This is a genomic window from Phyllobacterium sp. NPDC097923 (assembly GCF_044760925.1).
In the GTDB taxonomy this organism is placed as follows: domain Bacteria; phylum Pseudomonadota; class Alphaproteobacteria; order Rhizobiales; family Rhizobiaceae; genus Phyllobacterium; species Phyllobacterium calauticae.
The window spans coordinates 329,523-353,422 of the sequence record NZ_JBIWBL010000002.1 but is presented as its reverse complement, the minus strand read 5'-3'; the positions used below and the strand labels follow the sequence as shown (position 1 = coordinate 353,422).

The 23,900-nt window shown below is 59.2% G+C and carries 22 protein-coding genes; 13 read left to right on the top strand and 9 right to left on the bottom strand.

Features of this window, described 5'->3' with window-relative positions:
• Positions 1 to 29 precede the first annotated feature (29 nt).
• The 4 genes from ACIQWS_RS14085 to ACIQWS_RS14070 form a co-directional block, all read right to left on the bottom strand.
• Complete coding sequence (locus ACIQWS_RS14085; protein ID WP_403180191.1) at positions 30 to 4,823, bottom strand: NAD-glutamate dehydrogenase; 4,794 nt, start codon at positions 4,821 to 4,823, stop codon at positions 30 to 32.
• A gap of 107 nt (positions 4,824 to 4,930) precedes the next feature.
• A complete protein-coding gene (locus ACIQWS_RS14080) occupies positions 4,931 to 5,563 on the bottom strand; it encodes a TPM domain-containing protein (RefSeq protein ID WP_403180188.1) in 633 nt (210 codons plus the stop codon).
• An 8-nt stretch (positions 5,564 to 5,571) separates the two neighbouring features.
• Positions 5,572 to 6,387, bottom strand: a complete 816-nt coding sequence (locus ACIQWS_RS14075; protein ID WP_403181013.1) for a TPM domain-containing protein — start codon at positions 6,385 to 6,387, stop codon at positions 5,572 to 5,574.
• Positions 6,388 to 6,447: 60 nt separating this feature from the next.
• Positions 6,448 to 7,068 (bottom strand): LemA family protein, encoded by a 621-nt coding sequence (locus ACIQWS_RS14070; RefSeq protein WP_403180184.1) that lies wholly within the window; start codon positions 7,066 to 7,068, stop codon positions 6,448 to 6,450.
• On the opposite strand from ACIQWS_RS14070, the gene ACIQWS_RS14065 reads away from it, so the two are divergent.
• The 4 genes from ACIQWS_RS14065 (at position 7,028) to ACIQWS_RS14050 (ending at position 9,629) form a co-directional block, all read left to right on the top strand.
• The gene (locus tag ACIQWS_RS14065; RefSeq protein ID WP_403180181.1) at positions 7,028 to 7,468 is read left to right on the top strand and encodes a hypothetical protein; all 441 of its coding nucleotides are present in this window, start codon (positions 7,028 to 7,030) and stop codon (positions 7,466 to 7,468) included. The two genes, ACIQWS_RS14070 and ACIQWS_RS14065, sit on opposite strands and share 41 nt — an antisense overlap.
• 47 nt (positions 7,469 to 7,515) lie before the next feature.
• Complete coding sequence (gene pdxY, locus ACIQWS_RS14060; RefSeq protein WP_223613828.1) at positions 7,516 to 8,400, top strand: pyridoxal kinase PdxY; 885 nt, start codon at positions 7,516 to 7,518, stop codon at positions 8,398 to 8,400.
• A 146-nt stretch (positions 8,401 to 8,546) separates the two neighbouring features.
• A complete protein-coding gene (locus ACIQWS_RS14055; protein ID WP_346305170.1) occupies positions 8,547 to 9,215 on the top strand; it encodes a carbonic anhydrase in 669 nt (222 codons plus the stop codon).
• A gap of 3 nt (positions 9,216 to 9,218) precedes the next feature.
• The gene (locus tag ACIQWS_RS14050) at positions 9,219 to 9,629 is read left to right on the top strand and encodes a nuclear transport factor 2 family protein (RefSeq protein WP_403180175.1); all 411 of its coding nucleotides are present in this window, start codon (positions 9,219 to 9,221) and stop codon (positions 9,627 to 9,629) included.
• A gap of 58 nt (positions 9,630 to 9,687) precedes the next feature.
• Here ACIQWS_RS14050 and ACIQWS_RS14045 read toward each other — a convergent pair whose 3' ends face one another.
• Positions 9,688 to 10,509, bottom strand: coding sequence for a lytic murein transglycosylase (locus ACIQWS_RS14045; RefSeq protein WP_346305172.1), 822 nt, complete (start codon positions 10,507 to 10,509; stop codon positions 9,688 to 9,690).
• A 394-nt stretch (positions 10,510 to 10,903) separates the two neighbouring features.
• Between ACIQWS_RS14045 and ACIQWS_RS14040 the strand changes: the two genes are divergently transcribed.
• The 5 genes from ACIQWS_RS14040 (at position 10,904) to ACIQWS_RS14020 (ending at position 15,261) form a co-directional block, all read left to right on the top strand.
• The gene (locus tag ACIQWS_RS14040) at positions 10,904 to 11,290 is read left to right on the top strand and encodes a BrnA antitoxin family protein (RefSeq protein ID WP_346305173.1); all 387 of its coding nucleotides are present in this window, start codon (positions 10,904 to 10,906) and stop codon (positions 11,288 to 11,290) included.
• Between the two features lie 244 nt (positions 11,291 to 11,534).
• Positions 11,535 to 13,106, top strand: a complete 1,572-nt coding sequence (gene ffh / locus ACIQWS_RS14035; RefSeq protein WP_346305174.1) for a signal recognition particle protein — start codon at positions 11,535 to 11,537, stop codon at positions 13,104 to 13,106.
• 2 nt (positions 13,107 to 13,108) lie between these two features.
• The gene (locus ACIQWS_RS14030) at positions 13,109 to 13,417 is read left to right on the top strand and encodes a chorismate mutase (RefSeq protein WP_223613835.1); all 309 of its coding nucleotides are present in this window, start codon (positions 13,109 to 13,111) and stop codon (positions 13,415 to 13,417) included.
• An 18-nt stretch (positions 13,418 to 13,435) separates the two neighbouring features.
• The gene (gene rpsP / locus ACIQWS_RS14025) at positions 13,436 to 13,876 is read left to right on the top strand and encodes a 30S ribosomal protein S16 (protein ID WP_105734266.1); all 441 of its coding nucleotides are present in this window, start codon (positions 13,436 to 13,438) and stop codon (positions 13,874 to 13,876) included.
• Positions 13,877 to 14,085: 209 nt separating this feature from the next.
• The gene (locus ACIQWS_RS14020) at positions 14,086 to 15,261 is read left to right on the top strand and encodes an acyltransferase family protein (RefSeq protein WP_403180168.1); all 1,176 of its coding nucleotides are present in this window, start codon (positions 14,086 to 14,088) and stop codon (positions 15,259 to 15,261) included.
• 29 nt (positions 15,262 to 15,290) lie between these two features.
• Here ACIQWS_RS14020 and ACIQWS_RS14015 read toward each other — a convergent pair whose 3' ends face one another.
• The gene (locus ACIQWS_RS14015) at positions 15,291 to 15,902 is read right to left on the bottom strand and encodes a TetR/AcrR family transcriptional regulator (protein ID WP_403180165.1); all 612 of its coding nucleotides are present in this window, start codon (positions 15,900 to 15,902) and stop codon (positions 15,291 to 15,293) included.
• A 99-nt stretch (positions 15,903 to 16,001) separates the two neighbouring features.
• Here ACIQWS_RS14015 and ACIQWS_RS14010 point away from each other — a divergent pair, with 99 nt between their 5' ends.
• On the top strand, positions 16,002 to 16,742 hold the full coding sequence (locus tag ACIQWS_RS14010) for an SDR family oxidoreductase (RefSeq protein WP_403180163.1): 741 nt from the start codon (positions 16,002 to 16,004) through the stop codon (positions 16,740 to 16,742).
• A 39-nt stretch (positions 16,743 to 16,781) separates the two neighbouring features.
• Here ACIQWS_RS14010 and ACIQWS_RS14005 read toward each other — a convergent pair whose 3' ends face one another.
• Positions 16,782 to 17,174 carry a DUF983 domain-containing protein gene (locus ACIQWS_RS14005; RefSeq protein WP_223613838.1) on the bottom strand — a complete coding sequence of 131 codons (393 nt, stop codon included), beginning with the start codon at positions 17,172 to 17,174 and terminating at the stop codon, positions 16,782 to 16,784.
• A gap of 197 nt (positions 17,175 to 17,371) precedes the next feature.
• Here ACIQWS_RS14005 and ACIQWS_RS14000 point away from each other — a divergent pair, with 197 nt between their 5' ends.
• Positions 17,372 to 18,757 (top strand): PLP-dependent aminotransferase family protein, encoded by a 1,386-nt coding sequence (locus tag ACIQWS_RS14000; RefSeq protein WP_403180160.1) that lies wholly within the window; start codon positions 17,372 to 17,374, stop codon positions 18,755 to 18,757.
• Here ACIQWS_RS14000 and ACIQWS_RS13995 read toward each other — a convergent pair.
• On the bottom strand, positions 18,754 to 19,323 hold the full coding sequence (locus ACIQWS_RS13995) for a methylated-DNA--[protein]-cysteine S-methyltransferase (RefSeq protein WP_403180156.1): 570 nt from the start codon (positions 19,321 to 19,323) through the stop codon (positions 18,754 to 18,756). The genes ACIQWS_RS14000 and ACIQWS_RS13995 overlap by 4 nt on opposite strands.
• A 28-nt stretch (positions 19,324 to 19,351) precedes the next feature.
• Complete coding sequence (locus ACIQWS_RS13990; protein WP_403180153.1) at positions 19,352 to 20,158, bottom strand: DeoR/GlpR family DNA-binding transcription regulator; 807 nt, start codon at positions 20,156 to 20,158, stop codon at positions 19,352 to 19,354.
• A 175-nt stretch (positions 20,159 to 20,333) separates the two neighbouring features.
• Between ACIQWS_RS13990 and ACIQWS_RS13985 the strand changes: the two genes are divergently transcribed.
• A complete protein-coding gene (locus ACIQWS_RS13985; protein ID WP_403180149.1) occupies positions 20,334 to 21,230 on the top strand; it encodes a phosphotransferase in 897 nt (298 codons plus the stop codon).
• On the top strand, positions 21,227 to 23,668 hold the full coding sequence (locus ACIQWS_RS13980) for an FAD-dependent oxidoreductase (RefSeq protein ID WP_403180145.1): 2,442 nt from the start codon (positions 21,227 to 21,229) through the stop codon (positions 23,666 to 23,668). The genes ACIQWS_RS13985 and ACIQWS_RS13980 overlap by 4 nt, the downstream gene beginning before the upstream one ends.
• Positions 23,669 to 23,900 lie beyond the last annotated feature (232 nt).

Below are 23,900 nucleotides of genomic sequence, written 5' to 3'. Positions count from 1 at the left end.
CTTCCCCTGATCCGGTCCCCCAGCCTGTTCTAGGACAGGTCGGAAAGCAATCCGGCGGCAACGGCGAGACGCGAGACCGTGAGATCTCCGCCCTCGACGATATTCGCCATCCGCTGACGCACTTCATCGACCTGCGTACCGCGTCCGGCCAGCCACTCCTTGGCCGGATCGGACTTCTTGCCATGCTCGCTGAGTGCCGCCACGGCAATACCGCGCCGTGCCTGCGAGATCAGGTCGGATGCACGTGCCAGCGCGATGCCGTCATAGTAGTCCGCGACGGAAACACCCCGCGCCGCTTCAACGATACGGCCGATGCGGAACGCTTCGGAAATATCGAAATACGCCTTGGCCGCACTGGCAATGTCGGTACCGGCCTGTTGGGCGACGGCAGCGATATCTGGAATGATCGGCGCGATTTCCAGCCGGGCGAGCTGAGCCGCCAAGGCCGCGGGTGCACCTTGTCCGGCGTAATAGGCCGTATCGTCGCGCAGCTGGTTGCTCATGGACAGCGGCAGCAGCTTCTCCAGTTTGGGTTGCAGGGTGCTGCGAGCCGCCTTGATTTCCTTGATTGCCGCCTCCAGGCCGATGCCGCCGGTCCGGTTGCGCAGAACCCACGCCGTTGTCCAGTTGAGCATCTGCGCCACTTTGGCGTAAAAGCCGTTCTGCACGTCACCCGGCAAAGTATTGTCGAGCGCATCGATATCAGCGAACAGCCCATCGACCTCAAAACCGTCACGCACGATCACATAGGCCCGGACGATATCCGGCGCCGACTGCCCCGTCAGATCGGCAAGACGGCTGACAAAGGTCGGGCCGCCGCGGTTGATGGCATCATTGGCGAGCTGGGTTGCAATGATTTCCCGGCGCAGACGATGCGTGCGGATTTCCTCGCCGTAGCCTTCCTTCATCTGCTTCGGGAAGTAATCGAGCAATCCCCGCTCCAGATAGGGATCATCCGGCAGGTTGCTGGCCAGCAGTTGGTCGGACAGCACGATCTTGGCGTAGGCGAGCAGAACGCCGAGTTCCGCGCGGCTGAGCGCGATGCCATCAGCCTGCCTTTCGGCCAACGCCTTGTCATCGGGCAGGGTTTCCACCTTGCGGTTCAAAAGCTTCCGGGCTTCCAGCTCGCTCATGAACCGCGACTGATAGGCAAGATCGGTCAATCCGCGCCGCTGCGCCAGCGACAGTGCCAGCGTCTGCAGATAATTGTTGCGCAGGACGAGATGCCCTACTTCGTCCGTCATCGATTCAAGCAGCGTATCGCGCTTGTCGCGCTGCAGTTTTCCCGAACGCATGGCCTGCGCCAGGGCAATCTTGATGTTGACCTCGACGTCGGAGGTGTTCACGCCGGCCGAGTTATCGATGGCGTCGGAATTGCAGCGCCCACCGGCGAGACCGAACTCGATGCGGGCCTTTTGCGTCACGCCGAGATTGGCACCCTCGCCGATCACCTTGGCCCGCACATCAAGCCCGGTGATGCGGATGGCGTCATTGGCGCGGTCGCCGACTTCGGCATCCGTCTCGAAGCTTGAGCGGATATAGGTGCCGATGCCGCCGAACCACAGGAGATCGACCGGTGCTTTCAGGATGGCCGTCATGATTTCGAACGGCGTTGCCGTGGTCTTGGCAAGGCCAATCACCTTGGCGGCTTCCTTCGACAGGGTAATCGACTTCTGCGAACGGGAGAACACGCCGCCGCCAGCCGAAATCTTCGATTTGTCATAGTCCTGCCAGCTCGAACGTGGCAGGTTGAACAGGCGCTGCCGCTCTTTCAGGCTGGCTTTGACGTCAGGCTCCGGATCAATGAAGATATCGCGGTGGTCGAACGCGGCAACGAGTTTCGTCTGCGGTGACAGCAGCATGCCATTGCCGAAGACGTCGCCGGACATGTCGCCGACGCCAACCGCCACAAACGGCACTTTCTGGATATCCGTGCCGATTTCGCGGAAATGCCGTTTCACGGCTTCCCAGGCACCGCGAGCGGTGATGCCCATCTTCTTGTGGTCGTAGCCGGCCGAACCACCCGACGCAAAGGCATCGTCCAGCCAGAAATCATGCGCCTGGCTGATGGCGTTGGCGGTGTCGGAGAACGTCGCCGTGCCCTTGTCGGCAGCCACGACGAAATAGGGATCGTCCCCGTCCAGCCGCAGGATATTCTCTGGCGGCACAACGGTTTCGCCATGCAGGTTATCGGTCACCGACAACAGCGTCGCGATGAAGGTGATGTAGGCGGAACGCCCCGCTTCGAAGATCACGTTGCGGTCGCCGCCTGTCGGCAGGCGCTTCGGATAGAACCCGCCCTTGGCACCAACCGGCACGATGACGGCATTCTTGACCTGCTGTGCCTTGACCAGGCCCAGCACTTCCGTGCGGTAGTCCTGTGCCCGGTCCGACCAGCGCAGCCCGCCGCGCGCGACCGGACCAAAGCGCAGGTGGACACCCTCGACTTCGGGGCCATAGACAAAGATTTCGCGATAAGGCCGCGGCTCCGGCAGATCATCGAGAGCGCGCGGGTCGAGCTTGAAGGCCAGCGTCACACGTTCGCTGCCATCCTCTTCCGGCGCAAAGGCATTGGTGCGCAATGTCGATTCGATCAGATTGAGGAAACGGCGCAGGATGCGGTCATCGTCAAGGCTCGGCACACCCTGCAGTGCCTCTTCGATGGCAGCGCGAATCGTTGCCTGTTTGCGGTGCGATTGCGCCGCCGCACCCTTTTTCGGATTGAGCCGCTGCTCGAACAGATCGAACAATTGCTTGGCAATCGCCGGGTAGCGGTTGAGCGCAATGGCAATATAGTCCTGCGAATAGGGAATACCGGCCTGTTGCAGATAACGGCCATAGGCGCGCAGGATGATGATCTGGCGTGCCGTCAACTGCCCGGTCAATGCGAGCGCATTGTAGCCGTCATTGTCGGAAGCGCCGCCCCATATGTTGCGGAACACATCTTCGAACAGGTCGCCATTGTCCCTCAGATCGATAGAAGACCCGGATGTGCTGACCAATTCCATGTCATGCACGAAAAGCGGGCTGCCATCGGCAGCAGGCAAGGCAAATGTCTGCTCGCTGATCACGCGGAAGCCCATGTTCTCGAGCAGCGGCACCCGCTGGGACAGGGCGACGGCCGAGCCGTAGTGATAGATTTTCAGCGACGCCGCATTGGCGCCATCGGTCCGATGACGGTAGAAATCAACAAACAGCGGATTGGTCCGCGACAGTCCGGCAATCCGGCTGGCATCGATCAGCGCTTCATCCGGCGAAAAGTTTTCGCGGTAGGAATCGGGGAATACGGCGGCGAGCGACGAGAACTCCGCCAGGCCGCTGCGATCGCCAACTTCGGCGACTGCGTCTTCCCAGGTGCGGACAATCGACCGGACGGTTTCTTCCAAAGCCTCGCGCTTGACCTTGGGGAAGTCATTCTCCGCATGGCCGATGATGAAATGGACACGCGCCAGATTGCCTTCCGGAAATGCCGGATAATAGGCGGAAACATGTCCCTCATAGGTTGCTGCGAGATAGGAACCAACCTTTTCGCGCACAATGGAATCGTAACGTTCGCGCGGCACATAGACGATGATGGAGGCAAACCGGCCAAAAGGATCGATGCGCGGCAGGACACGCACACGCGGGCGCTCGCCCAGGGCCAGAATGATCTCGGCATTGCGGGTCAATGTCTTGACGTCGATCTGGAAAAGATCGTCGCGCGGATAGCTCTCAAGTACCTTGATCAGCTGCTTGCCTGAGTGATCTTCGCGGTTGAATCCGAGGCGGCTGATGACACTTTCCGTTTTCGACCGCAGATAGGGGATCTTCAGCACGGAACGCGTATAGGCCCCGGAGGTGAAAAGGCCGACGAAGCGCAATTCGCCGCTCACCTTGCCATCGGCGTCATAGGTCTTGACGCCGATATAGTCCATGTAGCCCCGGCGATGCACCAGCGACTTGGTGTTCGCCTTGGTGACGATCAGCGGCTCGGGACCAGTGAGGAACGCGATGATCTGCGGCGTGGTCGTCACGCCTTGGTTGCCGCGCTTGAGCACGCGCACATCGGGATCACGTAGAATACCAAGTCCGGGTTTGCCCGAACGCTCCAGTTCGCCCTGGCTGCCGTCGCCCTGATAATCATATTCGCGCACACCGAGGAAGGTGAAGTTGTTGTCGCGCAGCCATTCGAGGAATTCGACCGCCTCTTCGGCGGCGGCTTTCTTCATCGGCGTCTTGCCGGTCTTGTAGGCCTCGATCGCATCGCCGAGACGCGCAACCATGGCGGCGCGGTCATTCACCGCCTCGCGCACCTGCTTGAGCACGAGATTGAGCGCTTCAACCATGATTTCACGCACGGGTGCATCCAGTGCCGGCACGTGAATCTGCATCACGGAGACGCGGGCTTCATCCTTGCCCGGTTTGTCGGGTCCTGCAGCACCGATAACCGCGCCGCTTTTCCGGTCCACGTCCATCACTGGATGCAGCACCAGATAGACAGAACTCACCCGTTCGCTGAACTCGCCCAGAACCGAGTCGAGCAGGAAGGGCATGTTATCGTTGATCAGGGTGACGACCGTAACCGGCCTGCCATCACGGGAGACGGTACTGCCATCGGAAAGGTCGATCAGGGGCGTTCCCGATTTGAACCGGCTCAGTGCATCCTCGGCAAGCTTGGCAGACGTTCTCAGCGCCCCTGCATCGTAGTCAGCAAGGTCTTCTGCCGGCGCCCGTGCAAACAGCAGTTCTTCAAACAAGCCGGGTGTTTGCTTCTTTTCTTTCGTGGCTTTTGCTGTTTTTGATTTCAGGGCGGCTTTCGCGCCCGATTTTGTTGTTGAAGCCATCAGATTCTCTCCCTGAACAGGCATTTTGGCTCATCATAGCCACTGAAATTGCATTTTCGACTGCAAACTGCACGTCGGAGGTAAAATTCGCATGACATTTGGACCGGCTACAGTTCCACCAGATGGTCATCGAGCTCGTTGACGTTGTCGGGACCTGCCGGAAAGTGTGTTTCAAGCAATTGCCCCGCATGCCGAATGGCCTTGAGGAAGCCGGAGGCATGATCATCCAGCGCCGCATGGTTTGTCAGGATTGCGACAATGCCGTTCCATTCCTCCTGCGGCACGCGCGCATTGATGCCCGCGTCTGCCACGACCTCCGCATAATGCTCGGCGAGCGACACGAAGAGCAGAATGCCGGTGCGCTTTTCCGTCAGGTGAACATTGCGCGACAGGAATTGCTGAACCGCATTGAGGTGCGCGCGCTGATAGAGAATGCGCTTGGGCACGAACAGCATGCCAAGGCCGGGGACCAGCCGGATCAGCAGGATAGCGGTGAGAAACGCCGCGAGAATGGCCAGACCGAACAGCGGCAGTGAAATCGTGAACCAGTACCAGTGGGCCGCCAGTGCGACCACGACGGCCGCAATGAGGATGGCAACGGTGATCACAAAACCGGCGACGAAGAAATAGCTGTCGCTGCGGCGAGCGAGCACCGCGTAGATTTCGCCGCTGGTCCGGCTTTCCGCATCACGGATCGCCTCGGCAATGCGGGCGTGATCCTCGTCGCTCATCATTGACATGCTCTCTCCTACCAACTTCCCGAAGCGCCGCCGCCGCCGGACGAACCGCCACCGCCGGAAAAGCCGCCGCCCCCGCCGCCGCCGGAAGACCAACCGCCACCACCCGATGACCATCCTCCACCGGAACCGCCGCCCGAGGAGGATCGTGTATCGATGGTCATGCCAAGCCATTTGTAACGGCCGGGCCCGATCTTCTGGCCGAAAACCGATGCCATGATCGCCATGCCGAAACCACCGAAGAAGATCAGCACCCAGATCGAGATGAAAATCACCCCGAACCAGTCGATGTTGGAGGATTCCTTCTGGATATTCCGCTTTGCCCGCGCCTGGAGTTCGGCTGAATCGCCGGAGAGCACGGTCAGTATATCGTCGACCCCCCGTGCTATGCCGCCGGAATAGTCGCCCGAACGGAAGCCCGGAATAATGGCATTCTCGATGATCAGCCTGGACAACAGATCCGTCAGCGTTCCTTCCAGCCCATAGCCGACCTCGATACGCACCTTGCGGTCACTGGGAGCGACGACCAGAAGGACGCCGTTGTTTTCCTGCTTCTGGCCAAGCGCCCAGGCGCGGTAAAGCCGGTTGGAATAGGGCTCGATCGCCTCTCCATCAAGGCTTGGAACCGTTACGACGACGACCTGGTCTGATGACTTCGCCTCGAATGCCGCCAGCTTCTGGGTGATGGCATCCCGCGTTGCCGCATCGATGACATTTGCGCCGTCGACCACACGCCCCGTCAGGGCCGGCAGCGCAGCCGCAAAGGCGCCGCCCAGCAATAGCCCAAGCAGAACCGGAATCAACAGCAGACCATGCGAAATCCGCATCAAGATGGGACGTCGCATCGTATTGACCGCGCTTTGGCGCATGGTGCGCATTCTGAAAGCCTAGAATTTGACTTGAGGCGTCTGCTTGGCGGAATCGTCGATGGTGAAGGTTTGATAGGGCTGGCTGCCGGTGTACCAGATCCACGTCCAGATGATCGTCGGCATGGTTCTCAGCGAGGTGTTATAAACGCGCACCGCCTCGATATAATCACGGCGGGCAACGGCTATGCGGTTTTCCGTACCTTCCAGCTGCGATTGCAATGCCAGGAAGTTCTGGTTGGATTTGAGGTCGGGATAGTTTTCGACAACCGCCAGAAGCCGCGACAGGGCACCGGTGAGATTGGCCTGATTGTCCTGGAAGGCCTTGAATGCATTGGGGTCCTTCAGCGTATCGGGCGTCACCTGCACCGACGTCGCCTTGGCGCGTGCCTCGACCACGGATGTCAGCACGTCCTTTTCCTGAGCCGCATAACCTTTGACGGTTTCGACCAGATTCGGGATCAGGTCTGCGCGGCGCTGATACTGGTTGAGCACCTCGCTCCATGCGGCCTTGGCCTGCTCTTCATTGGTCGGAATTGTATTGAAGCCGCATGCGGAAAGCAGCGGCACGAGGATGGCAAGCGCAAGAACCGAAAAAACATTGCGTGGCAAAAAGCCGGACGACGACGCCATTTTCTGCATAAAACCCTCTCCTCAACACTCATTTTCCCGACCGGCTGGCCGTTTTGGAACGAAGCAGGCTGAGCGTAGCCATTTTTTGCTGCAAAAGGAACTGGCAAAGCGCTATGCTGCCTTGCAACAGGGATCAAGCGGAATCGCCATGGCTGCCAATGACAAAGAACGTCAGACTGTAACAGAATCGGCGCGGATTCTGGAACGCGTCAACCACGAGTCCAATGCCGGCAGCGGAACCGTGATCGACCGCACCGTTGCCAGAACCAAGGGGCATTTCACCGCGCAAGATGCCGATGCCAGCGATCCGATAGAAATCTGGGGGACACGCATCGGCCGGTTTCTGGGATTGCTTGTATTGCTCGCCATGTTTATCTGGTTGATCAGTTCTGTTACCGGCAAAAGCTGAGTCTGCACACTCATCCCGCTTTTCCGAACTCCTTTACGAGTATTCCCATGACCGGTTCTGTTGCTCCCTCGTCCAATGCTGTCATCGTCATTTCAAGCCACGTGGTGCGCGGTTCCGTTGGCAACCGTGCGGCGGTGTTTGCGCTTGAGACTCTCGGACATCCGGTCTGGGCGGTACCCACGGTCGTCTTGCCATGGCATCCCGGGCACGGGCCAGCCAAGCGCATTGTGCCGGAACCCCAACAGTTCGACGATCTGATCGCCGATCTGGAGCGCGCGCCGTGGTTGGGCGAAGTGCGCGCCATCATGACAGGGTATCTCGGCAATGCCGCGCAGGCGGCATCCGTCGCCCGCCTCGTCAAGAAGGTCAAAAGCCAGAACAAGGATGTGCTTTACCTCTGCGATCCTGTGATCGGCGACACGAAAGGCCTTTATGTTCCCGAAGCCACAGCCATCGGCATTCGCGATGAACTGATGCCTCTCGCCGATATCTCCACGCCCAACCGTTTCGAATTGGCCTGGCTCGCCGGAGCCGACCTTCCCGATAACAAGTCGATCATGCAGGCGGCGCTGCATGCCGGCCCCGGCACGATGCTGGTAACCTCGGCCCATCCGATGCTGGCTGGCGGCACGGGCAATCTTCTGGTCACCCATTCCTTCGCCATGCTGGCAGAGCACCGCCTTGTCACCGGCCCGACGAACGGGCTCGGCGACCTGACGTCGGCACTCTTCCTGGCGCGCATGCTGGCTGGCCTCGACCACGAGCAGATTTTGCAGCGGACGACCGCGTCGGTCTTTGAGATCATGGCGCGTTCGGCCAAGCGCGGCGCCGACGAATTGATGCTGGAAGCGGATGCTTCCAGCCTGTCCAGCCCGATGGCGATGATCCAGATGCGCCGCCTTACGCACCCGAGCAAAGGCATCCGGGCCTGACCTGCGCCGTTTCGACACGGGGCGTGGTTCCGCAATTCCGGTGACATGCCGTGAAATGGCCCTATTCTGGGGTCTCGCATTTCAGCATTGCGTCTACCGACACAAGACCAATTGATCTTCCTTTCAATCGGGATTAATGCACCATCATGACCATGCTTCCTGAGAGACTGCTCACCGGTTATCGCACCTTCATGGCGCAGCGTTATGCCAATGAAACCCTGCGCTACCGCCAGTTGGCCGAACAAGGCCAGACCCCTGAAACGCTGGTAATCGCCTGCTGCGACTCCCGCGCCGCCCCCGAAATCATTTTCGACACCAGCCCCGGCGAGATTTTCGTCATCCGCAATGTCGCCAATCTGGTGCCGCCCTATGAGCCTGACGGCGAGTACCACGCGACATCGGCCGCGCTCGAATTTGCCGTGCAAAGCCTCAAGGTGAAAAATATCGTTGTTCTGGGGCATGGCCGTTGCGGCGGCATCAAGGCGGCGCTCGATACGGAAAGCAAGCCGCTTTCACCCGGTGACTTCATCGGCAAATGGATGAGCCTTGTGGCACCGGCCGCGGAATCCATCGCTGCGAATGAACTGATGACCCCGTTCGAGCGCCAGACGGCGCTGGAGCGCATTTCCATCCGTTACTCCCTGCGGAACCTGCGCAGCTTTCCCTGTGTCGATATCCTGGAAAAGAAGGGACGCCTCACCCTGCATGGTGCCTGGTTCGATATCTCGACCGGCGAGCTTTGGGTGATGAACCCTGAAACCGGGGATTTCCTGCGCCCGGACCCTGAACTGGTCGACCTGCAGCCGGGACAGTAGCCCATGCGGAAACTGGTGATCGCCGTCGCGCTGCTTTTCAGCCTCGTGGTGCCTTCGCTTGCCGAGGATGCACCAGAGATTCTTGTCGAGCGCTGGTACAAGGCGCTTGCAACGGTTGACCGGGCCGAATTCGCCGATCTTCTGACGGATGATGCAACAATTGTGCTGGAAGACCAGGAAGTCGAACTGAACAAAAGCGAATTCCTCGCTTCACTCACCGAATGGGAGAGTGCGGCAAAAGACACCAAGGTGAAGCATCGGCTTGAGGGGATGGAGAACGGCAGGATGACCATTCTCGTCTGCTACGAATTCCCCGAAAACACCACCTATACGCGTGAGATGTTCAGCTTCCGCGATGGCAAGATCAGCGCCAGTGCCCAAGGCGCCATCGGCGAGACCTGTGAAGGCTTCTAAACAAAAGGCCGGTGCGAACACACCGGCCTTTTGAACGTGATAGAGCGGAAGGAAGGCCTTATTTGCCGTCGATCTGTGCACCCATGATCGCGATCGCCTGCTGGTAAACCGTGGCGGCATTCCAACCCTGAATCGCTGCGAAATTCGGCTCGCCCTGCTGATAGCCGGCGCCCCGCTGCCAGCCATGACCAACCAGGAAATTTGCAGTGGATGCCAGGGCGTCGGCCTTGGAGCGCACCATGTCGATGTGACCGCTGCTATCACCATCGACACCGTACTTCAGCACGTTGGCGGGCATGAACTGGGTCTGGCCGATTTCGCCGTGCAAAGCACCGCGCGCATCGGGTGCCAGATCACCATGATCGATCAGCTTCAAAGCCGCATAAAGCTGCTGGCGGAAGTAGTCGCTGCGGCGGCAGTCATAGGCAAGCGTCGATACGGCAGACAGGGTGTGCTGGTCACCCATATAGGCGCCAAAGCCCGTTTCCATGCCCCAGATGGCGATGATCGGGCCGGCTGGCACGCCATAACGCTTTTCGATGCTGGCAAAGAGCGCCGCATTCTGCGCCTTCTGCTTCTTGCCGCGCGAGACGATGGTCTGTCCGCCGCGAACCTGCAGGAACTTTTCGAGCGAGTACTTGAAGCTCTTCTGATTGCGATCCAGCGCGATTGTCTTCGTGGAATAGGTCACGTTGTTGAGCGCGTTGAGGCCTTTGCTGCCGATCCCTTGCGACTGGGCTTCCTGCTTGAACTGCTGAACCCATGCCGGAAATCCGGCGGAGTTGTTGCCGCACTGGGCGGCGGCCTGCGCCGCACCTGCGGTCAGAAAAACCGCTGCGGCGACTCCTGCAAAGAACCTGGCTTTGGCAACAAATGCCATGGAAATCTCCTTAAAAGTTGAATCTTCTTTGAACCTATCTGCCATTTTTCTGATCCGCTGTCATCTGGCAGAATCCGGCGACATTTGGCGAAACCGCGTCAATTCCGTTTATTTTGACCCGGTTTTGGGCTTTTGACGCTATTCGAAGGCATTTTGAAGACCGTGAGCGAGCCCATAAGCACTGGGCTCGTCACAACCTAGAATTGCTGCATACAACCTGATTCGGCGGCCGCGTTAGACGTATTGATAAGCAGCACCGTTCCACTTTCATTGTAAAATGGCTGCAATTTTCCAGCCCAGCTACCTGTATTTTCGTATATACATTAATTATTTAGAGGAACATCCATTCGCGTTATTTCATTACTCAGAGCGTCTCGGAAGGAGGCAAATGATTATGCCCAATAAGAAACTGGATACCTCAGGTACGCACATTGCTTTCGATCCGAAAACCGGATTGGTAACCATGACCGTTTCACAGCGGGTTTATAAGCCGAAGACCCGTGAAGAAGCCATCGCAGCGGCAAAAGCCTGTGCTGAGTCGCTTACTCCCGAAGAAGATGCAGCACTGACCAAGGCTGCGCTGGAGGATCCGGACACGGTGCTCATTACCGAATTGAGCAAGCGCAGGCCGGGCAGGCCGGTCGCGGATATCACCAAGACGCCAGTTTCCATCCGTCTCAGCCCCGACGTGCTCGATTATTTCCGTTCCGGCGGTCCCGGCTGGCAGAGCCGTATCGACGAGGCCTTGCGTGAAGCGGCAGGATTGAAAAAGCGCGCTTGATGCCCTTGTCTTGACTTTGAGCCGCATTTCCTGTTTAAGCCGCCCATCAATCCGCGACGAGTTCCAAACTCCGAGCAGCCGACCGGGACCCCGCAAGGGTTCGACGATCCCGGAGGTCAACACCCGACAGCGCGATGCGCCCTCGGGTGCAATTTTGCTTTGAGCCGCATTTTAACTATGGGCTTTGGCGCGGAGGATGCTTACCTCTCGGGGAAACGGTTCCCGGAAGGATAAAGGAAAACGGATGTTTGAGAGCTTACAGGAACGACTAGGTTCGATTTTGAATGGCCTGACCGGCCGTGGCGCGTTGTCGGATGCCGACGTCGCGGCGGCTTTGCGCGAAGTGCGCCGGGCCCTCATCGAAGCTGACGTTGCCCTCGATGTTGTCCGCTCATTCACGGATAAGGTTCGCGCCAAGGCGGTTGGTGCCGAAGTTCTGAAAAGCATCAAGCCTGGCCAGATGGTCGTCAAGATCGTCCATGACGAACTCGTTGACATGCTCGGCGCGGAAGGCGTCACCATTGACCTGAATGCCCCGGCGCCCGTCGTCATCATGATGGTTGGTCTGCAAGGCTCCGGTAAAACCACCACGACGGGCAAGATCGGCAAGCGCCTGACCGAACGGTCGAAGAAGAAAGTGCTGATGGCGTCGCTCGACACGCGCCGTCCAGCCGCCCAGGAACAGTTGCGCCAGCTCGGCGTGCAGACCGGCGTCGACACGCTGCCGATCATCGCCGGCCAGACACCGGTCGAGATCGCCGCACGCGCCGTGCAGGCTGCCAAGCTTGGCGGCCATGACGTCGTCATTCTCGATACCGCGGGCCGCACGCATATTGACGAGCCGCTGATGGTCGAAATGGCCGACATCAGGAAAAAGGCCAATCCGCATGAAATCCTGCTCGTCGCCGATGCGCTGACCGGTCAGGACGCCGTCAACCTCGCCCGCTCCTTCGACGAGCGCGTCGGCATCACCGGTCTCGTCCTGACACGCATGGATGGTGACGGCCGCGGCGGCGCCGCGCTTTCGATGCGCGCCGTCACAGGCAAGCCGATCAAGCTGATTGCCACCGGCGAAAAGATGGATGCGCTGGAGGAATTCTACCCCCGCCGTATCGCCGACCGCATTCTCGGCATGGGCGACATCGTTTCGCTGGTCGAGAAGGCAGCTGAAAACATCGACGCGGAAAAAGCCGCGGCGATGGCCAAGAAGATGCAGTCCGGCAAGTTCGATCTTAACGATCTGGCAGACCAGATCGGCCAGATGCAGAAGCTTGGCGGCATGGGCGGCATCATGGGCATGATGCCCGGCATGGGCAAGATGAAGGATCAGATGGCCGCAGCCGGCCTCGATGATTCCATCTTCAAGCGCCAGCTCGCGATCATTTCCTCCATGACTGCGGCCGAGCGCACCAATCCGGATTTGCTCAAACATTCGCGCAAGCAGCGCATCGCCAAGGGCTCCGGCACCAATGCCGCCGATATCAACAAGCTTCTCAAAATGCACCGCCAGATGGCGGATATGATGAAGGCGATGGGCGGCAAGGGCAAAGGCGGCATCATGAAACAGATGATGGGCGGCCTTGGTGCCAAGATGGGTCTCGGCGGCATGGGTGGTATGGGCGGCATGCCTGACCTCTCGAAGATGGACCCGAAACAGCTTGAGGCCTTGCAGAAGCAGGCGGAAGCCGCAGGCTTCGGTAAGGGTGGTGGTCTTCCCGGTCTTCCGGGTGGCCTCGGTGGTGGTTTGGGCGGCGGCCTCCCGCGCTTGCCCGGCCTTGGTGGCGGGCTTCCCGGCCTGCCGAAGAAGAAGGGATAATCATGACGTCTTCCTCTCTGCCAAAAGAATTGCTCGAACTGCGTGCCTCCATCGACAATATCGATGCGGCGCTGATCCACATGCTGGCGGAACGTTTCCGCTGCACCAAAGCCGTGGGTGTGCTGAAGGCCAAAAACGGCCTCGCAGCCGCTGATCCCGCGCGCGAAAAACAACAGGTCGAACGTCTGCGCGCCCTCGCCCAGTCGGCCGACCTCGACCCGGATTTTGCCGAGAAGTTTCTCAACTTCATCGTCAAGGAAGTGATCAGACATCACGAAACAACTGCGGCCAAAGAAAACGCCGCGAACTAACCAACAGGAGAATACCCCATGTCACTGAAAATCCGCCTGGCACGTGCCGGCTCCAAGAAGCGCCCTTACTACCACATCGTCATTGCTGACGTTCGTGCCCCACGCGATGGCCGTTTCATCGAAACGGTTGGCGCATGGAACCCGATGCTTCCCAAGGACGGCGATCGCGTCAAGCTCGACGCTGACCGCATCCAGCATTGGATCGGCCACGGCGCGCAGCCAACCGACCGCGTTCTGCGCTTCCTCGATCAGGCTGGCATTGCCAAGCGCGACACGCGCAGCAACCCTGAAAAGGGTCTTCCGGGCAAGAAGGCTCAGGAACGCGTTGCCATGGCCAAGCAGGCCGAAGAAGACGCGAAGGCAAAGATTGCCGCTGAAGCTGAAGCTGCAAAGGCCGCTGAAGAAGCCGCCAAGGCCGCTGCCGAAGCACCTGCTGAAGAAGCTGCTGCCAGCGAGTAAGCTTTACCGCATCGCAAGACTGCAAAACGGGTGGCTCACAGCCGCCCGTTTTTGTTTTTGCGCTTGCAAAGAAAGAACACGACTTTAAAAAACAGCGAACGCCCGATACATCATTTACCCACCTCTTTGCCGTTTGACGGCAATCATCTCTCACGCATCACAACCAGCCACCACAGGGTGCTTGGATCAAGTATTACGCGGGTACATTCATGACCGTATATTCGATTTGGCCGACATTCGTGTGCCTCGCCCTACTGATGCTTTTGACATATCTTCCGGGCTTTGATCGGGCCGGCTTCAAATCGACGGCGGTTCGTGTGAATGCCATTGACGGTGTCCGCGGGTTTCTCGCGCTGGGAGTGGCGATCCACCATTCCGTAATTTACTATCAGTTCATCCGGTCGGGTGTATGGCAGGCTCCACCCTCACGGTTCTACACGCTTATCGGGCAGGTCAGTGTTGCATGTTTTTTCATGATAACCGGCTATTTATTCTGGGCGAAAATTGTCCGCTCAAAGGGACGTCTGGACTTTGCTGAACTGATGAAGGGCAGATTTTTCAGGCTTGCGCCCGTTTATTGCCTGGCAGTTTCTCTCGCTGTCGCAATTATCTTTTGGAAGTCCGGCGGTGTCCTGAAGATACCGCTGTCGCAATACCTTCTTCAGATCATCCAAAACATGGCCATCGGAATCTTTCCGTTCACCGGGATGAACGATGAACCGAGTTCAGCAACAATTTTGGCAGGCGTTACGTGGACGCTGCAATATGAATGGCAGTTCTATTTTGCTTTGCCTGCTCTAGCCATCTTCGCCAGACAGGCGCGCACCCATCTGCCTTTTGCGATCGTGACATTGTTGACGGCACTGGCTCTCGCTCTCATGAGCGGCAGTTCGACCCTGGTCCTTTACGTTTTCTTTGCCTGTGGGATGGTCAGCGCTTCGCTCGAGGCCTCCGGCTATCTGCTCAAGCTGCCAAAGTTTGTTTTATCCGTCCTGTGCGCCGGATGCCTGATTGCCATTATATTGCTTTACGGCAGCGCTTACCGGCCGGAGGTGGCGGTGCTTCTCGGCCTCGCATTTTATTTTCTGATCAGCGGCGCAGATTTGTTCGGATTCCTCATTGCAAAGCCTTGCATCAGGCTCGGCGAAATCAGCTATGCGGTTTACATGATGCAGGGGCTGGTTCTGTATGCGCTGTTTGCCGCCCAGCCCTTCCGCGATTTTGCGATGACGTCTGACGTCAATTTTTGGATTGCCATCCTCGGCGTTCTTGTCAGCCTGGTGCTTTGGGCCCTGGCCGTTCATTTGTTTGTCGAACGCCCCGGCGTAGAATTGGGACGAGGAGAACACGAAGGGCATCACAATCCCGCATCCGCGACCGTCTAAATCCTGACGAAGGCCGGTCTTCGATCATTCTATCCCGGGGTTGCCGTCAGCCCCTCCCAGGCTGCCATGGCCGCATGTGCGGTTTTCACCAGCTGATCCAGCGTTGCCCCGTCGCGGGCGGTGATCGACATCCCATGCTGTACGGTGGCGTAGAACTCTGCGATCTGCTGCAGATCGGCCTTTGCGGAAAGCTCGCCTTCGCGCACCCCGCGTTCCAACCGCTCGCGCAAAAGCGTTACATTCTCGAGGCGGCGCTCGCGCAAAAGGGAACACGGTGTGTCCGTACCCTCCTCACCATGCAGCGCCCCCAACACGACCATGCATCCATGCGGCTGGCCGGGATGCGTGTGCGAAATTGCGGTCTGCTTGAGAAAATCGGCAATACCCTCCTTTGCCGTGGCCGCCATCGGCAAAGCGTTCTTGATGCGCTGCCCGACCTGACCGGTGTACAGCTCCACCGCCGCCCTGAACAGGCCGGCCTTACTGCCGAAAGCCGCATAAAGGCTTGGCGCGTTGATCTGCATGGCCTCGGTCAGATCGCTCATGGAAGCGCTGTCATAGCCTTTCTGCCAGAAAACGCGCATCGCGCGTTCCAGCGCAGCATCACGGTCAAAGGCACGGGGCCTGCCCTTCGGCAACATGGCAATCTCCTTTTGTAACAATCAATACATAAATCGCTTGACGCTTCAGTGCAAGAGTGGCAGTTATTTATGTATCAATCATTACATAAAGGAAAATCGATGTCTCGCCTCTCTCCTAAAGTCGCCTTCATCACCGGCGGAAGCCGCGGTATCGGCGCAGCCATTGCCCTCAAACTGGCCGAAGACGGTGCCGATATCGCCATCACCTACACCAGCGCCCCGGACAAGGCGGATGCGACGGTCAAGGCCATCGAGACGCTTGGACGCCGGGCAATCGCCATCAAGGCGGACAATCTCGATGCGAAGGCTGTTGAGCGTGCGGTGCATGAAGCCCACGCCAGACTTGGGCGGCTGGACATTCTTGTGAACAGCGCCGGGGTCTATACGACGGACACTGTCGATAAACTGGAACTGGAAGAATTCGACCGGGTGATGGCGATTCACGTCCGGGCGAGTTTTGTGGCTGCAAAGGCAGCCGCAGCATTCATGCCCGCTGGCGGGCGCATCATCAGCATCGGCAGCAACCTGGCTGAAATCGTGCCATTCCCGGGCCTGATCGCCTATTCGACCAGCAAGGCTGCTCTGATCGGGCTGACCAAGGCTCTGGCGCGCGATCTCGGACCGCGGGAGATTACCGCCAACATCGTTCATCCCGGCTCGACGGATACCGATATGAATCCTGCCGATGGCGATCATGCCGAAGGCCAGCGCGCCCGTATGGCCATTCCACGCTTCGGCGAAGCCAGGGACATTGCCGGTCTGGTGGCATTTCTCGCCGGTGAGGAAGGCCGTTTCATCAACGGCACGTCGCTGACGATCGACGGCGGCGCCAACACCTGATCGACGGGAACGGCCCCGGCCTATTTGCCTGGGCTGTTCTTACTGTTCGCCCTTGCGCACCAGGCGGCCTTCTTCCGCCTTGTGGAAGAATTGCGAGCATACCAGCCAGCCCTTCAGCGGCCGCAGCAGGATAAGACTGCCGAACAGGGTCAGGGGCAGTGTGGTGAACAGATGTACCCAGATTGAGACTTCGTAGGTCGTCTGCAGCCACAGCGCGAACAGCATGGCTGGAACAGCCACGATGGTCATGGCAAAAAACGCCGGACCGTCTGCCGGATCGGCAAAGGCATAGTCGAGCCCGCAAACCTCGCAGGAGGGCGCAAGCTTCAGAAATCCGTGGAACAGCCGTCCCTGTTGACATTGCGGACAACGGCCGAGAATGCCGGTCTTCATCGGATTGTCGGTAGGGTGGTAGTGGCCTGTCTGTGACATGGCTGATGCCTTTCGAGTGAAGCCCATTGTATGCTATTTTTTGTAAAAACACATACAATCAGCATACTATCTGAAAGAAATATACGGATTGTATGCGGATAAACAAGCATGACGCTTTGTCACACGGAGCGTTTGTCCTTGTCCTAATGGCAGATCATGGGTAATTGTATGGCTTGAGCCCATACAAAGAGTCTATCATGGCCACCTGGAAACCCCGTATCGCCGCCAGTTCCAGCTACAAGCATCAGGGGATTGTCGATGCGCTGGTCGCAGACATTGGTTCCGGCATTCTCAAACCCGGCGATGCGCTGCCGCCGCAGCGCGCGATTGCAAAAGAGCTTGGCATCAATCTGACCACAGTCACGCGCGCGATGACCGAAGCGCGCCGCCTCGACCTCATTGAAGCGAAAGTCGGTTCAGGCACGATCATAAAGGGTGCCCTGACATCGCCGGTCCAGGGCATGGCGTCACTTCTGACGGATCTCGACCTCACCATGATCATTCCGCCGCAGCCCCCGGAAGCGGATATCCACACCCACTTGATCCACGGTGTCAGCCATGTGCTCAACGGCGCTTCAAGCCATTTTCTCAGCTACCAGGAAAGCACCGGGACGGAAGCGGCGCGGGCCGCCGGGACAAAATGGCTGGCACCGCGTTTTGGCGCAGCCCCGCCGGCTGACCGGCTGCTGGTGGCAGGCGGCGCCCAAAGCGCGCTCTTTGCCATTTGCAGCCTTCTGGCAGGGCGCGGCTCCATCTGCACCGGAACCCTCACCTATCCCGGCCTGAAATCCGTGTGTTCGGCGCTCGACATTCCTCTGCACCCGCTCGCCATGGACAGGAACGGTATCATTCCCGATGTGTTCGAGAGTTGCTGCAGAACCCTGAAGCCGAAAGCGATCTACCTCTGCCCGTCCATCGACAATCCGACGACAGTGACAATGCCGCTTTCGCGCCGCCAGATCATCGTCAGCATTGCCCAGCGCAATGACGTGATGATCATCGAGGATGACCCGTATGCGGAACTTCTCGATGCGTCGCTGCCGGCCATCGCCTCGATAGCGCCCGACATCACCTGGCACATCGCCACGCTGTCGAAATGTGTCACGCCAGCGTTGCGTGTCGCCTATGTGGTCTGCCCTTCCGCGCTGGATGTGCTGAAACTCGCATCCAGCCTGCGCGCCAGCAACCCCACCGCATCGCCGCTGCTGATGGCCATCGCCACCGCCTGGATCAATGATGGCAGTCTTTACGGGATCGCCGCGGCCATTCGTGAGGAAAGCAGCGCCCGGCAGGCAATTGCACGGAAAGTGCTGAAGGACTGGCATTTCGCCGCCCATCCCGCGGGGCATCACCTGTGGCTCGATGTGCCGGTTCAGTGGAGTGCTGCGGAATTCTCCGCATTGGCCCGCCGGTCCGGCATCGGCATCGTGCCCGCTTCGGCCTTCAGCATAGCACCCACGCACCCCGAAGCGGTGCGGTTGTCATTGGGTGCGGCGCCGAACAGGCCGAGACTGGAGCAGGCACTGGTCCTGCTCGACCGGCTGCTGCAAGAGCCGCGTTTCGCAACCGGAATTCTTGTTTAAAGAAAGCTTCCCTGCGCCGTGATCGGGTGAAACACCGGTTGTCCGGATATCTGCGCCGCAATCCGATGTTCGAGATCGAGAAGGAAGCGCTTGCGCGGCTGGCCGCCGCCATAGCCGGTCAGCGATCCGTCTGCGCCAATGATCCGGTGACAGGGAACGACAACAGCGATGCGGTTCTGCCCGTTCGCTCCGCCCACAGCCCGGCTCGAATTCGGCCTGCCAAGCGCCTGCGCCATGCCGCCATAGGTCCGCGTTTCGCCGTAAGGAATGGCGAGAAGCATCGACCATATCGTGCGCTGAAACGGTGTGGCAGGCAAAAACAGCGGCGTCACGAACCGCGTGAGCACGCCGTTGAAATAGGCGGTCATTTCCCCGTCGATCTGATCGAGATAGCGATGCTCGCCCGGTATGATCGTGTAGCGATAGCGCTGCTCCAGCTCGTTGAGCTCCGCGGGCAGCGCCGGCCGGTCGGCGAATTCCAGCAGAGACAGCCCCTCATCATTCGCCATGGCGATCATGGGGCCAATGGGTGTCTGTATATGCCTGTAGTGCAGGGTCTTTGTCACGATGCTCTCCCGACTCACCCGGGTGATTTTATCCGCCCGCGACTTGACCGCCACCCGTTTCTTGCCGAGCGCCTTCACCGACGATGTTGACCTTGGCTCCGGCCCGGCCAAGCGCCTCGACAATATCGGCGGGAGGGGATGAATCCGTCACCAACTCGTCGAAACCGGTGAAATCGCAGACCTGAACGAGACCATGCCGGCCGAACTTGGAAGCGTCAGTTACCACAACCGAACGTCCGCCGCGCGACAGGACCATGCGCGCGAACTCAGCCTCCTCCAGGTTATAGTCCATCAACCCGTGCGTCGCGTCGATAGCGCCGATAGAGATGATCGCATGGGCAACGTTGAACCGGCTGACAAAGTCGATGGCAAAAGCACCGAACGCCGCGCCGTTGTCGCTGCGCAATTCGCCTCCCGCCATGAACACCTTGTTGCCGTTGACGGTCGCCAGCGTCCGGGCAATGTCGGATGAATTGGTCACGACCGTCAGGTTACGGTGGTGCAGGAGTTCGCGCGCCAGAAAGCTGGTGGTCGTCCCCGTATCGAGCATGATCGAGTCTCCGCTGCGGATCGTGCCCGCCACATACCGGGCAATTGCCCGCTTGGCGCTGGCGTTCTCCCGCATGCGCCGCTCGAACGGTGCTTCCCCCAGATGCTGCGGCAATCCCACGGCGCCGTGGGTGCGCACGATCACCCCTTCATCCGTCAGGGGTTTGACGTCGCGCCGGATCGTTTCAAGCGAGACACCCAGTCTTTGTGCGAGATCCGCAATCGAGATTGTGCCCTCGTCCTGCAGCACTCTGGCAATCTCGCCACGCCGTTTGGAACTCATCAAACACCTCTTCAATCCCGCAAGTTCACGCGCTTTCCGATATCAATACCACATAAATTTTATAAAACAGTCATAAAAACCACAAAATCTCACAAATCTGGATTGACAACGCCAGACATGCGGATGAGATTTGCTGCAGTGAGCGCCCAATCCGGGCCCTTGTTTTCTGGATTGCCCCATGCCGCAGACCCAGACCATTGAAGCTCGAATTGCTGCCTTGCCGCTTTGGCATGGCAACATCCGGATATCGATGCTCAAGGGCGGGATCAGCAATGAGAGCTATGTCGTCGAAGATGACACCCGCAAATATGTGGTGCGCTTCGGCAAGGATTATCCCTTTCACCATGTCTTCCGTGACCGCGAAGCGATGACGGCAAAGGCCGCCCATCGCGCCGGTTTCGCGCCGGAACTGTTTCATGCGGATGACGGCATCATGGTATCGGCGTTTCTCGGGGCGAAAACCTACGATTCCCAGGACGTGCGCACCAACATTGTGGGTGTTGCAGAGCTGATCCGGCGATTTCACACGGCAATGCCGGAATACGTCACCGGCCCCGGTTTCATGTTCTGGGTGTTCCACGTGATCCGCGACTATGCCCGCACCCTGAAGGACGGCAGGAGCCGCATGGCCGGTCATCTGGACGACTACCTCGCCTTGGCCGCGGAGATGGAGGCGGCACAGATACCCTTGCCGATCATCTTCAGCCACAATGATCTCTTGCCCGCCAATATCCTCGATGACGGCAATCGCCTGTGGCTGATCGACTTCGAATATGCCGGATTTTCCACCGCCATGTTCGATCTCGCCGGCATCGCCTCCAATGCGGGCCTGAGCGACGACGAATCGGACGTGCTTCTCACTGCGTATTTCGGGGCTGCGCCGGATTACGCGCTGAAACGTGCTCATGCCGCCATGCAATGTGCTTCGCTGCTGCGCGAGGCAATGTGGGCGATGGTATCGGAATTGTATCTCAACGCACCCGGCGTCGACTACGTCGCCTATACCCACGAAAATCTGGAGCGGCTGGATCAGGCGCTCGACCGGTTTCGAACCACCTATGGAAACAAATCATGACCCTGCCCAGTCACGCCCAGATCGTCGTCATCGGCGGCGGCATCATCGGCTGCTCCACCGCCTATCATCTCGCCAAGGATCACAAGGCCGATGTCGTTCTGCTCGAACAGGGGCAACTCACATCAGGCTCCACCTGGCACGCGGCGGGCCTGGTCGGTCAGTTGCGCTCCTCCGCATCGATCACACGCGTCCTGAAATACTCCGTCGATCTCTATAAGCGCCTCGACGAAGAAACCGGTCTGGCTACGGGCTGGAAAATGACCGGTTGCCTGCGCCTTGCCACCAATCCGGACCGGTGGACCGAGTTCCGCCGGCTGGCGACGACCGCCGGCAGCTTCGGCATGGAGATGCACCTGCTTTCGCCTGGGGAGGTCAAGGCCATGTGGCCGCTGATGCGGGTCGACGATCTGGTGGGCGCAAGCTGGTTGCCGACAGACGGGCAGGCAAGCCCGTCCGACATCACCCAGTCGCTGGCGCGCGGCGCCCGCATGAACGGCGCGAAACTCATCGAAAACATCCGCTTAACCGGCTTCGAGATGGACGGCGAGCGCATCATCAAGGTCAAGACGGATCAGGGTGATATCGCCTGTGAAAAGGTGGTCAATTGTGCCGGGCAATGGGCACGCCAGGTGGGGGCGATGGCAGGGATCAACGTGCCGCTGCAACCCGTCAAGCACCAGTATATCATCACGGAAAAGATCGACGGCCTGTCCTCCAATGCGCCGACAATCCGCGATCCGGACCGTCGTACCTATTTCAAGGAGGAGGTTGGTGGGCTGGTCATGGGCGGTTATGAGCCCAATCCGCAGGGCTGGGTGACTGGCGATGTGCCGGACGACTGGCAGTTCCGCCTGTTCGACGACGATTTCGATCATTTCGAGCAGCATATGTTGCAGGCCATCGAACGTATTCCCGCGCTCGAAACCGTCGGCGTTAAACAGATGATCAATGGCCCCGAGAGTTTCACGCCGGACGGCAATTTCATCCTTGGCCGGGCTCCGGAATGCTCCAACATGTTTGTCGGCGCAGGCTTCAACGCCTTCGGCATCGCCTCGGGCGGCGGTGCCGGCTGGGTCCTCGCGCAGTGGGTCATCGATGGCGAAGCGCCTCTCGATCTCTGGACCGTCGACATCAGGCGCTTTTCCAATCTGCATCGCGACCGTGAATGGGTCCGGGATCGCACGCTGGAGGCCTATGGCAAGCATTACACGATCGGCTTCCCGCACGAAGAATATACGTCCGGGCGGCCAGCCATCGTCTCGCCGCTCTACAAGCGCCTGCAGGAGCATGGCGCGGTCTTCGGTTCAAAGCTTGGATGGGAGCGACCCAACTGGTTTGCCCCGGCGGGAACAGAGCCCGTTGATGTCTATTCCATGGGCCGGCAGAACTGGTTTGACCAGGTCGGCAAGGAACATGCGCTGGTGCGTGAAAACGTCGGCATTTTCGACCAGTCGTCATTTGCCAAATATGAACTGACGGGCAAGGACGCGTTAAAGGCACTGGACTACATCTGCGCCAATGATATCGCCAAGCCTGTCGGGCGCCTGACCTATACGCAGCTTCTCAACACGCGCGGCGGCATTGAGTGTGATCTCACGGTCGCGCGGCTTGCCGAAGACAAATTCTATATCGTCACTGGCACCGGTTTCCGCACCCATGACTTTGCCTGGATCAGGGAACATATCGGCGAAGGGCTGGACGCGCGTCTCACCGATATCACCGAGCATTTCGGCACGCTTTCCCTGATGGGGCCAAAGGCGCGGGATGTTCTCGCCCGTGTCACGGATACCGATGTCGGCAACAGCGCCTTCCCCTTCGGTCACGTCAGGGAAATCACCATTGCCGGAGCAATGGTCCGCGCCCTGCGTGTCACCTATGTCGGCGAACTCGGCTGGGAACTGCACATCCCGATTGCCGCGACCGGCGCCGTCTTCGACGCCCTGATGCAGGCCGGTGCCGATTTCGGTATCAAGCCGGTCGGATACCGGGCATTGGAATCCCTGCGGCTGGAAAAGGGTTACCGTGCCTGGGGCGCCGACATCACGCCCAATGACTCGCCTTTCGAGGCTGGACTGGGCTGGGCCGTCAAATTGCGCAAGGACACGGAATTTCTCGGCCGGAAGGCCAGCGAGGCCATTCAGGCAGCAGCACTCAAAAAGCGCTTCGTCGGCTTTACCGTTACGAGCGAGGACGTGGTTCTCCTCGGGCGCGAAACAATCCTGCGCAATGGCGAGGCGGTCGGGTATCTGACCAGCGGCGGCTTTGGCTATACGCTCGGCAAGCCCATCGGCTTCGGCTATGTACGCCATGCCAAGGGTGTCACGGATGGCTTTCTGACCGGGGGAACCTATGAACTTGTCGTCGCCAATGAGCGCTTTCCCGCCGCTATCCATCTCGAACCGCTCTATGATCCGCACAACGCAAAAGTGAAGGCGTGAAGCGTCTGGCACCCCGTCAGGCAAGCCCGCTGAAACAGCAGCAAATCAGCGCCCTGCGGCATAATTTCCGGGGGGTTGACTTTCCCCGCAGAGGGGACCAAATGGCAGCACGCAGCTGATATATTTTCAACCGCGTATCACCAAACCGGAGTCTATCTCTTATGCCCAGCGACGACAGTTACAGTCGATTGTTTGCGCCGTCATCGGCGATCGTGGCCTGATTTCAAGAGAT

Excerpts from the sequence above, each read along its gene's own strand:
- ACIQWS_RS14085 (WP_403180191.1), bottom strand. The coding sequence starts at position 4,823 with ATGGCTTCAACAACAAAATCGGGCGCGAAAGCCGCCCTGAAATCAAAA.
- ACIQWS_RS14080 (WP_403180188.1), bottom strand. The coding sequence starts at position 5,563 with ATGTCAATGATGAGCGACGAGGATCACGCCCGCATTGCCGAGGCGATC.
- ACIQWS_RS14075 (WP_403181013.1), bottom strand. The coding sequence starts at position 6,387 with ATGCGGATTTCGCATGGTCTGCTGTTGATTCCGGTTCTGCTTGGGCTA.
- ACIQWS_RS14070 (WP_403180184.1), bottom strand. The coding sequence starts at position 7,068 with ATGCAGAAAATGGCGTCGTCGTCCGGCTTTTTGCCACGCAATGTTTTT.
- pdxY (WP_223613828.1), top strand. The coding sequence starts at position 7,516 with ATGACCGGTTCTGTTGCTCCCTCGTCCAATGCTGTCATCGTCATTTCA.
- ACIQWS_RS14055 (WP_346305170.1), top strand. The coding sequence starts at position 8,547 with ATGACCATGCTTCCTGAGAGACTGCTCACCGGTTATCGCACCTTCATG.
- ACIQWS_RS14050 (WP_403180175.1), top strand. The coding sequence starts at position 9,219 with ATGCGGAAACTGGTGATCGCCGTCGCGCTGCTTTTCAGCCTCGTGGTG.
- ACIQWS_RS14045 (WP_346305172.1), bottom strand. The coding sequence starts at position 10,509 with ATGGCATTTGTTGCCAAAGCCAGGTTCTTTGCAGGAGTCGCCGCAGCG.
- ACIQWS_RS14040 (WP_346305173.1), top strand. The coding sequence starts at position 10,904 with ATGCCCAATAAGAAACTGGATACCTCAGGTACGCACATTGCTTTCGAT.
- ffh (WP_346305174.1), top strand. The coding sequence starts at position 11,535 with ATGTTTGAGAGCTTACAGGAACGACTAGGTTCGATTTTGAATGGCCTG.
- ACIQWS_RS14030 (WP_223613835.1), top strand. The coding sequence starts at position 13,109 with ATGACGTCTTCCTCTCTGCCAAAAGAATTGCTCGAACTGCGTGCCTCC.
- rpsP (WP_105734266.1), top strand. The coding sequence starts at position 13,436 with ATGTCACTGAAAATCCGCCTGGCACGTGCCGGCTCCAAGAAGCGCCCT.
- ACIQWS_RS14020 (WP_403180168.1), top strand. The coding sequence starts at position 14,086 with ATGACCGTATATTCGATTTGGCCGACATTCGTGTGCCTCGCCCTACTG.
- ACIQWS_RS14015 (WP_403180165.1), bottom strand. The coding sequence starts at position 15,902 with ATGTTGCCGAAGGGCAGGCCCCGTGCCTTTGACCGTGATGCTGCGCTG.
- ACIQWS_RS14010 (WP_403180163.1), top strand. The coding sequence starts at position 16,002 with ATGTCTCGCCTCTCTCCTAAAGTCGCCTTCATCACCGGCGGAAGCCGC.
- ACIQWS_RS14005 (WP_223613838.1), bottom strand. The coding sequence starts at position 17,174 with ATGTCACAGACAGGCCACTACCACCCTACCGACAATCCGATGAAGACC.
- ACIQWS_RS14000 (WP_403180160.1), top strand. The coding sequence starts at position 17,372 with ATGGCCACCTGGAAACCCCGTATCGCCGCCAGTTCCAGCTACAAGCAT.
- ACIQWS_RS13985 (WP_403180149.1), top strand. The coding sequence starts at position 20,334 with ATGCCGCAGACCCAGACCATTGAAGCTCGAATTGCTGCCTTGCCGCTT.
- ACIQWS_RS13980 (WP_403180145.1), top strand. The coding sequence starts at position 21,227 with ATGACCCTGCCCAGTCACGCCCAGATCGTCGTCATCGGCGGCGGCATC.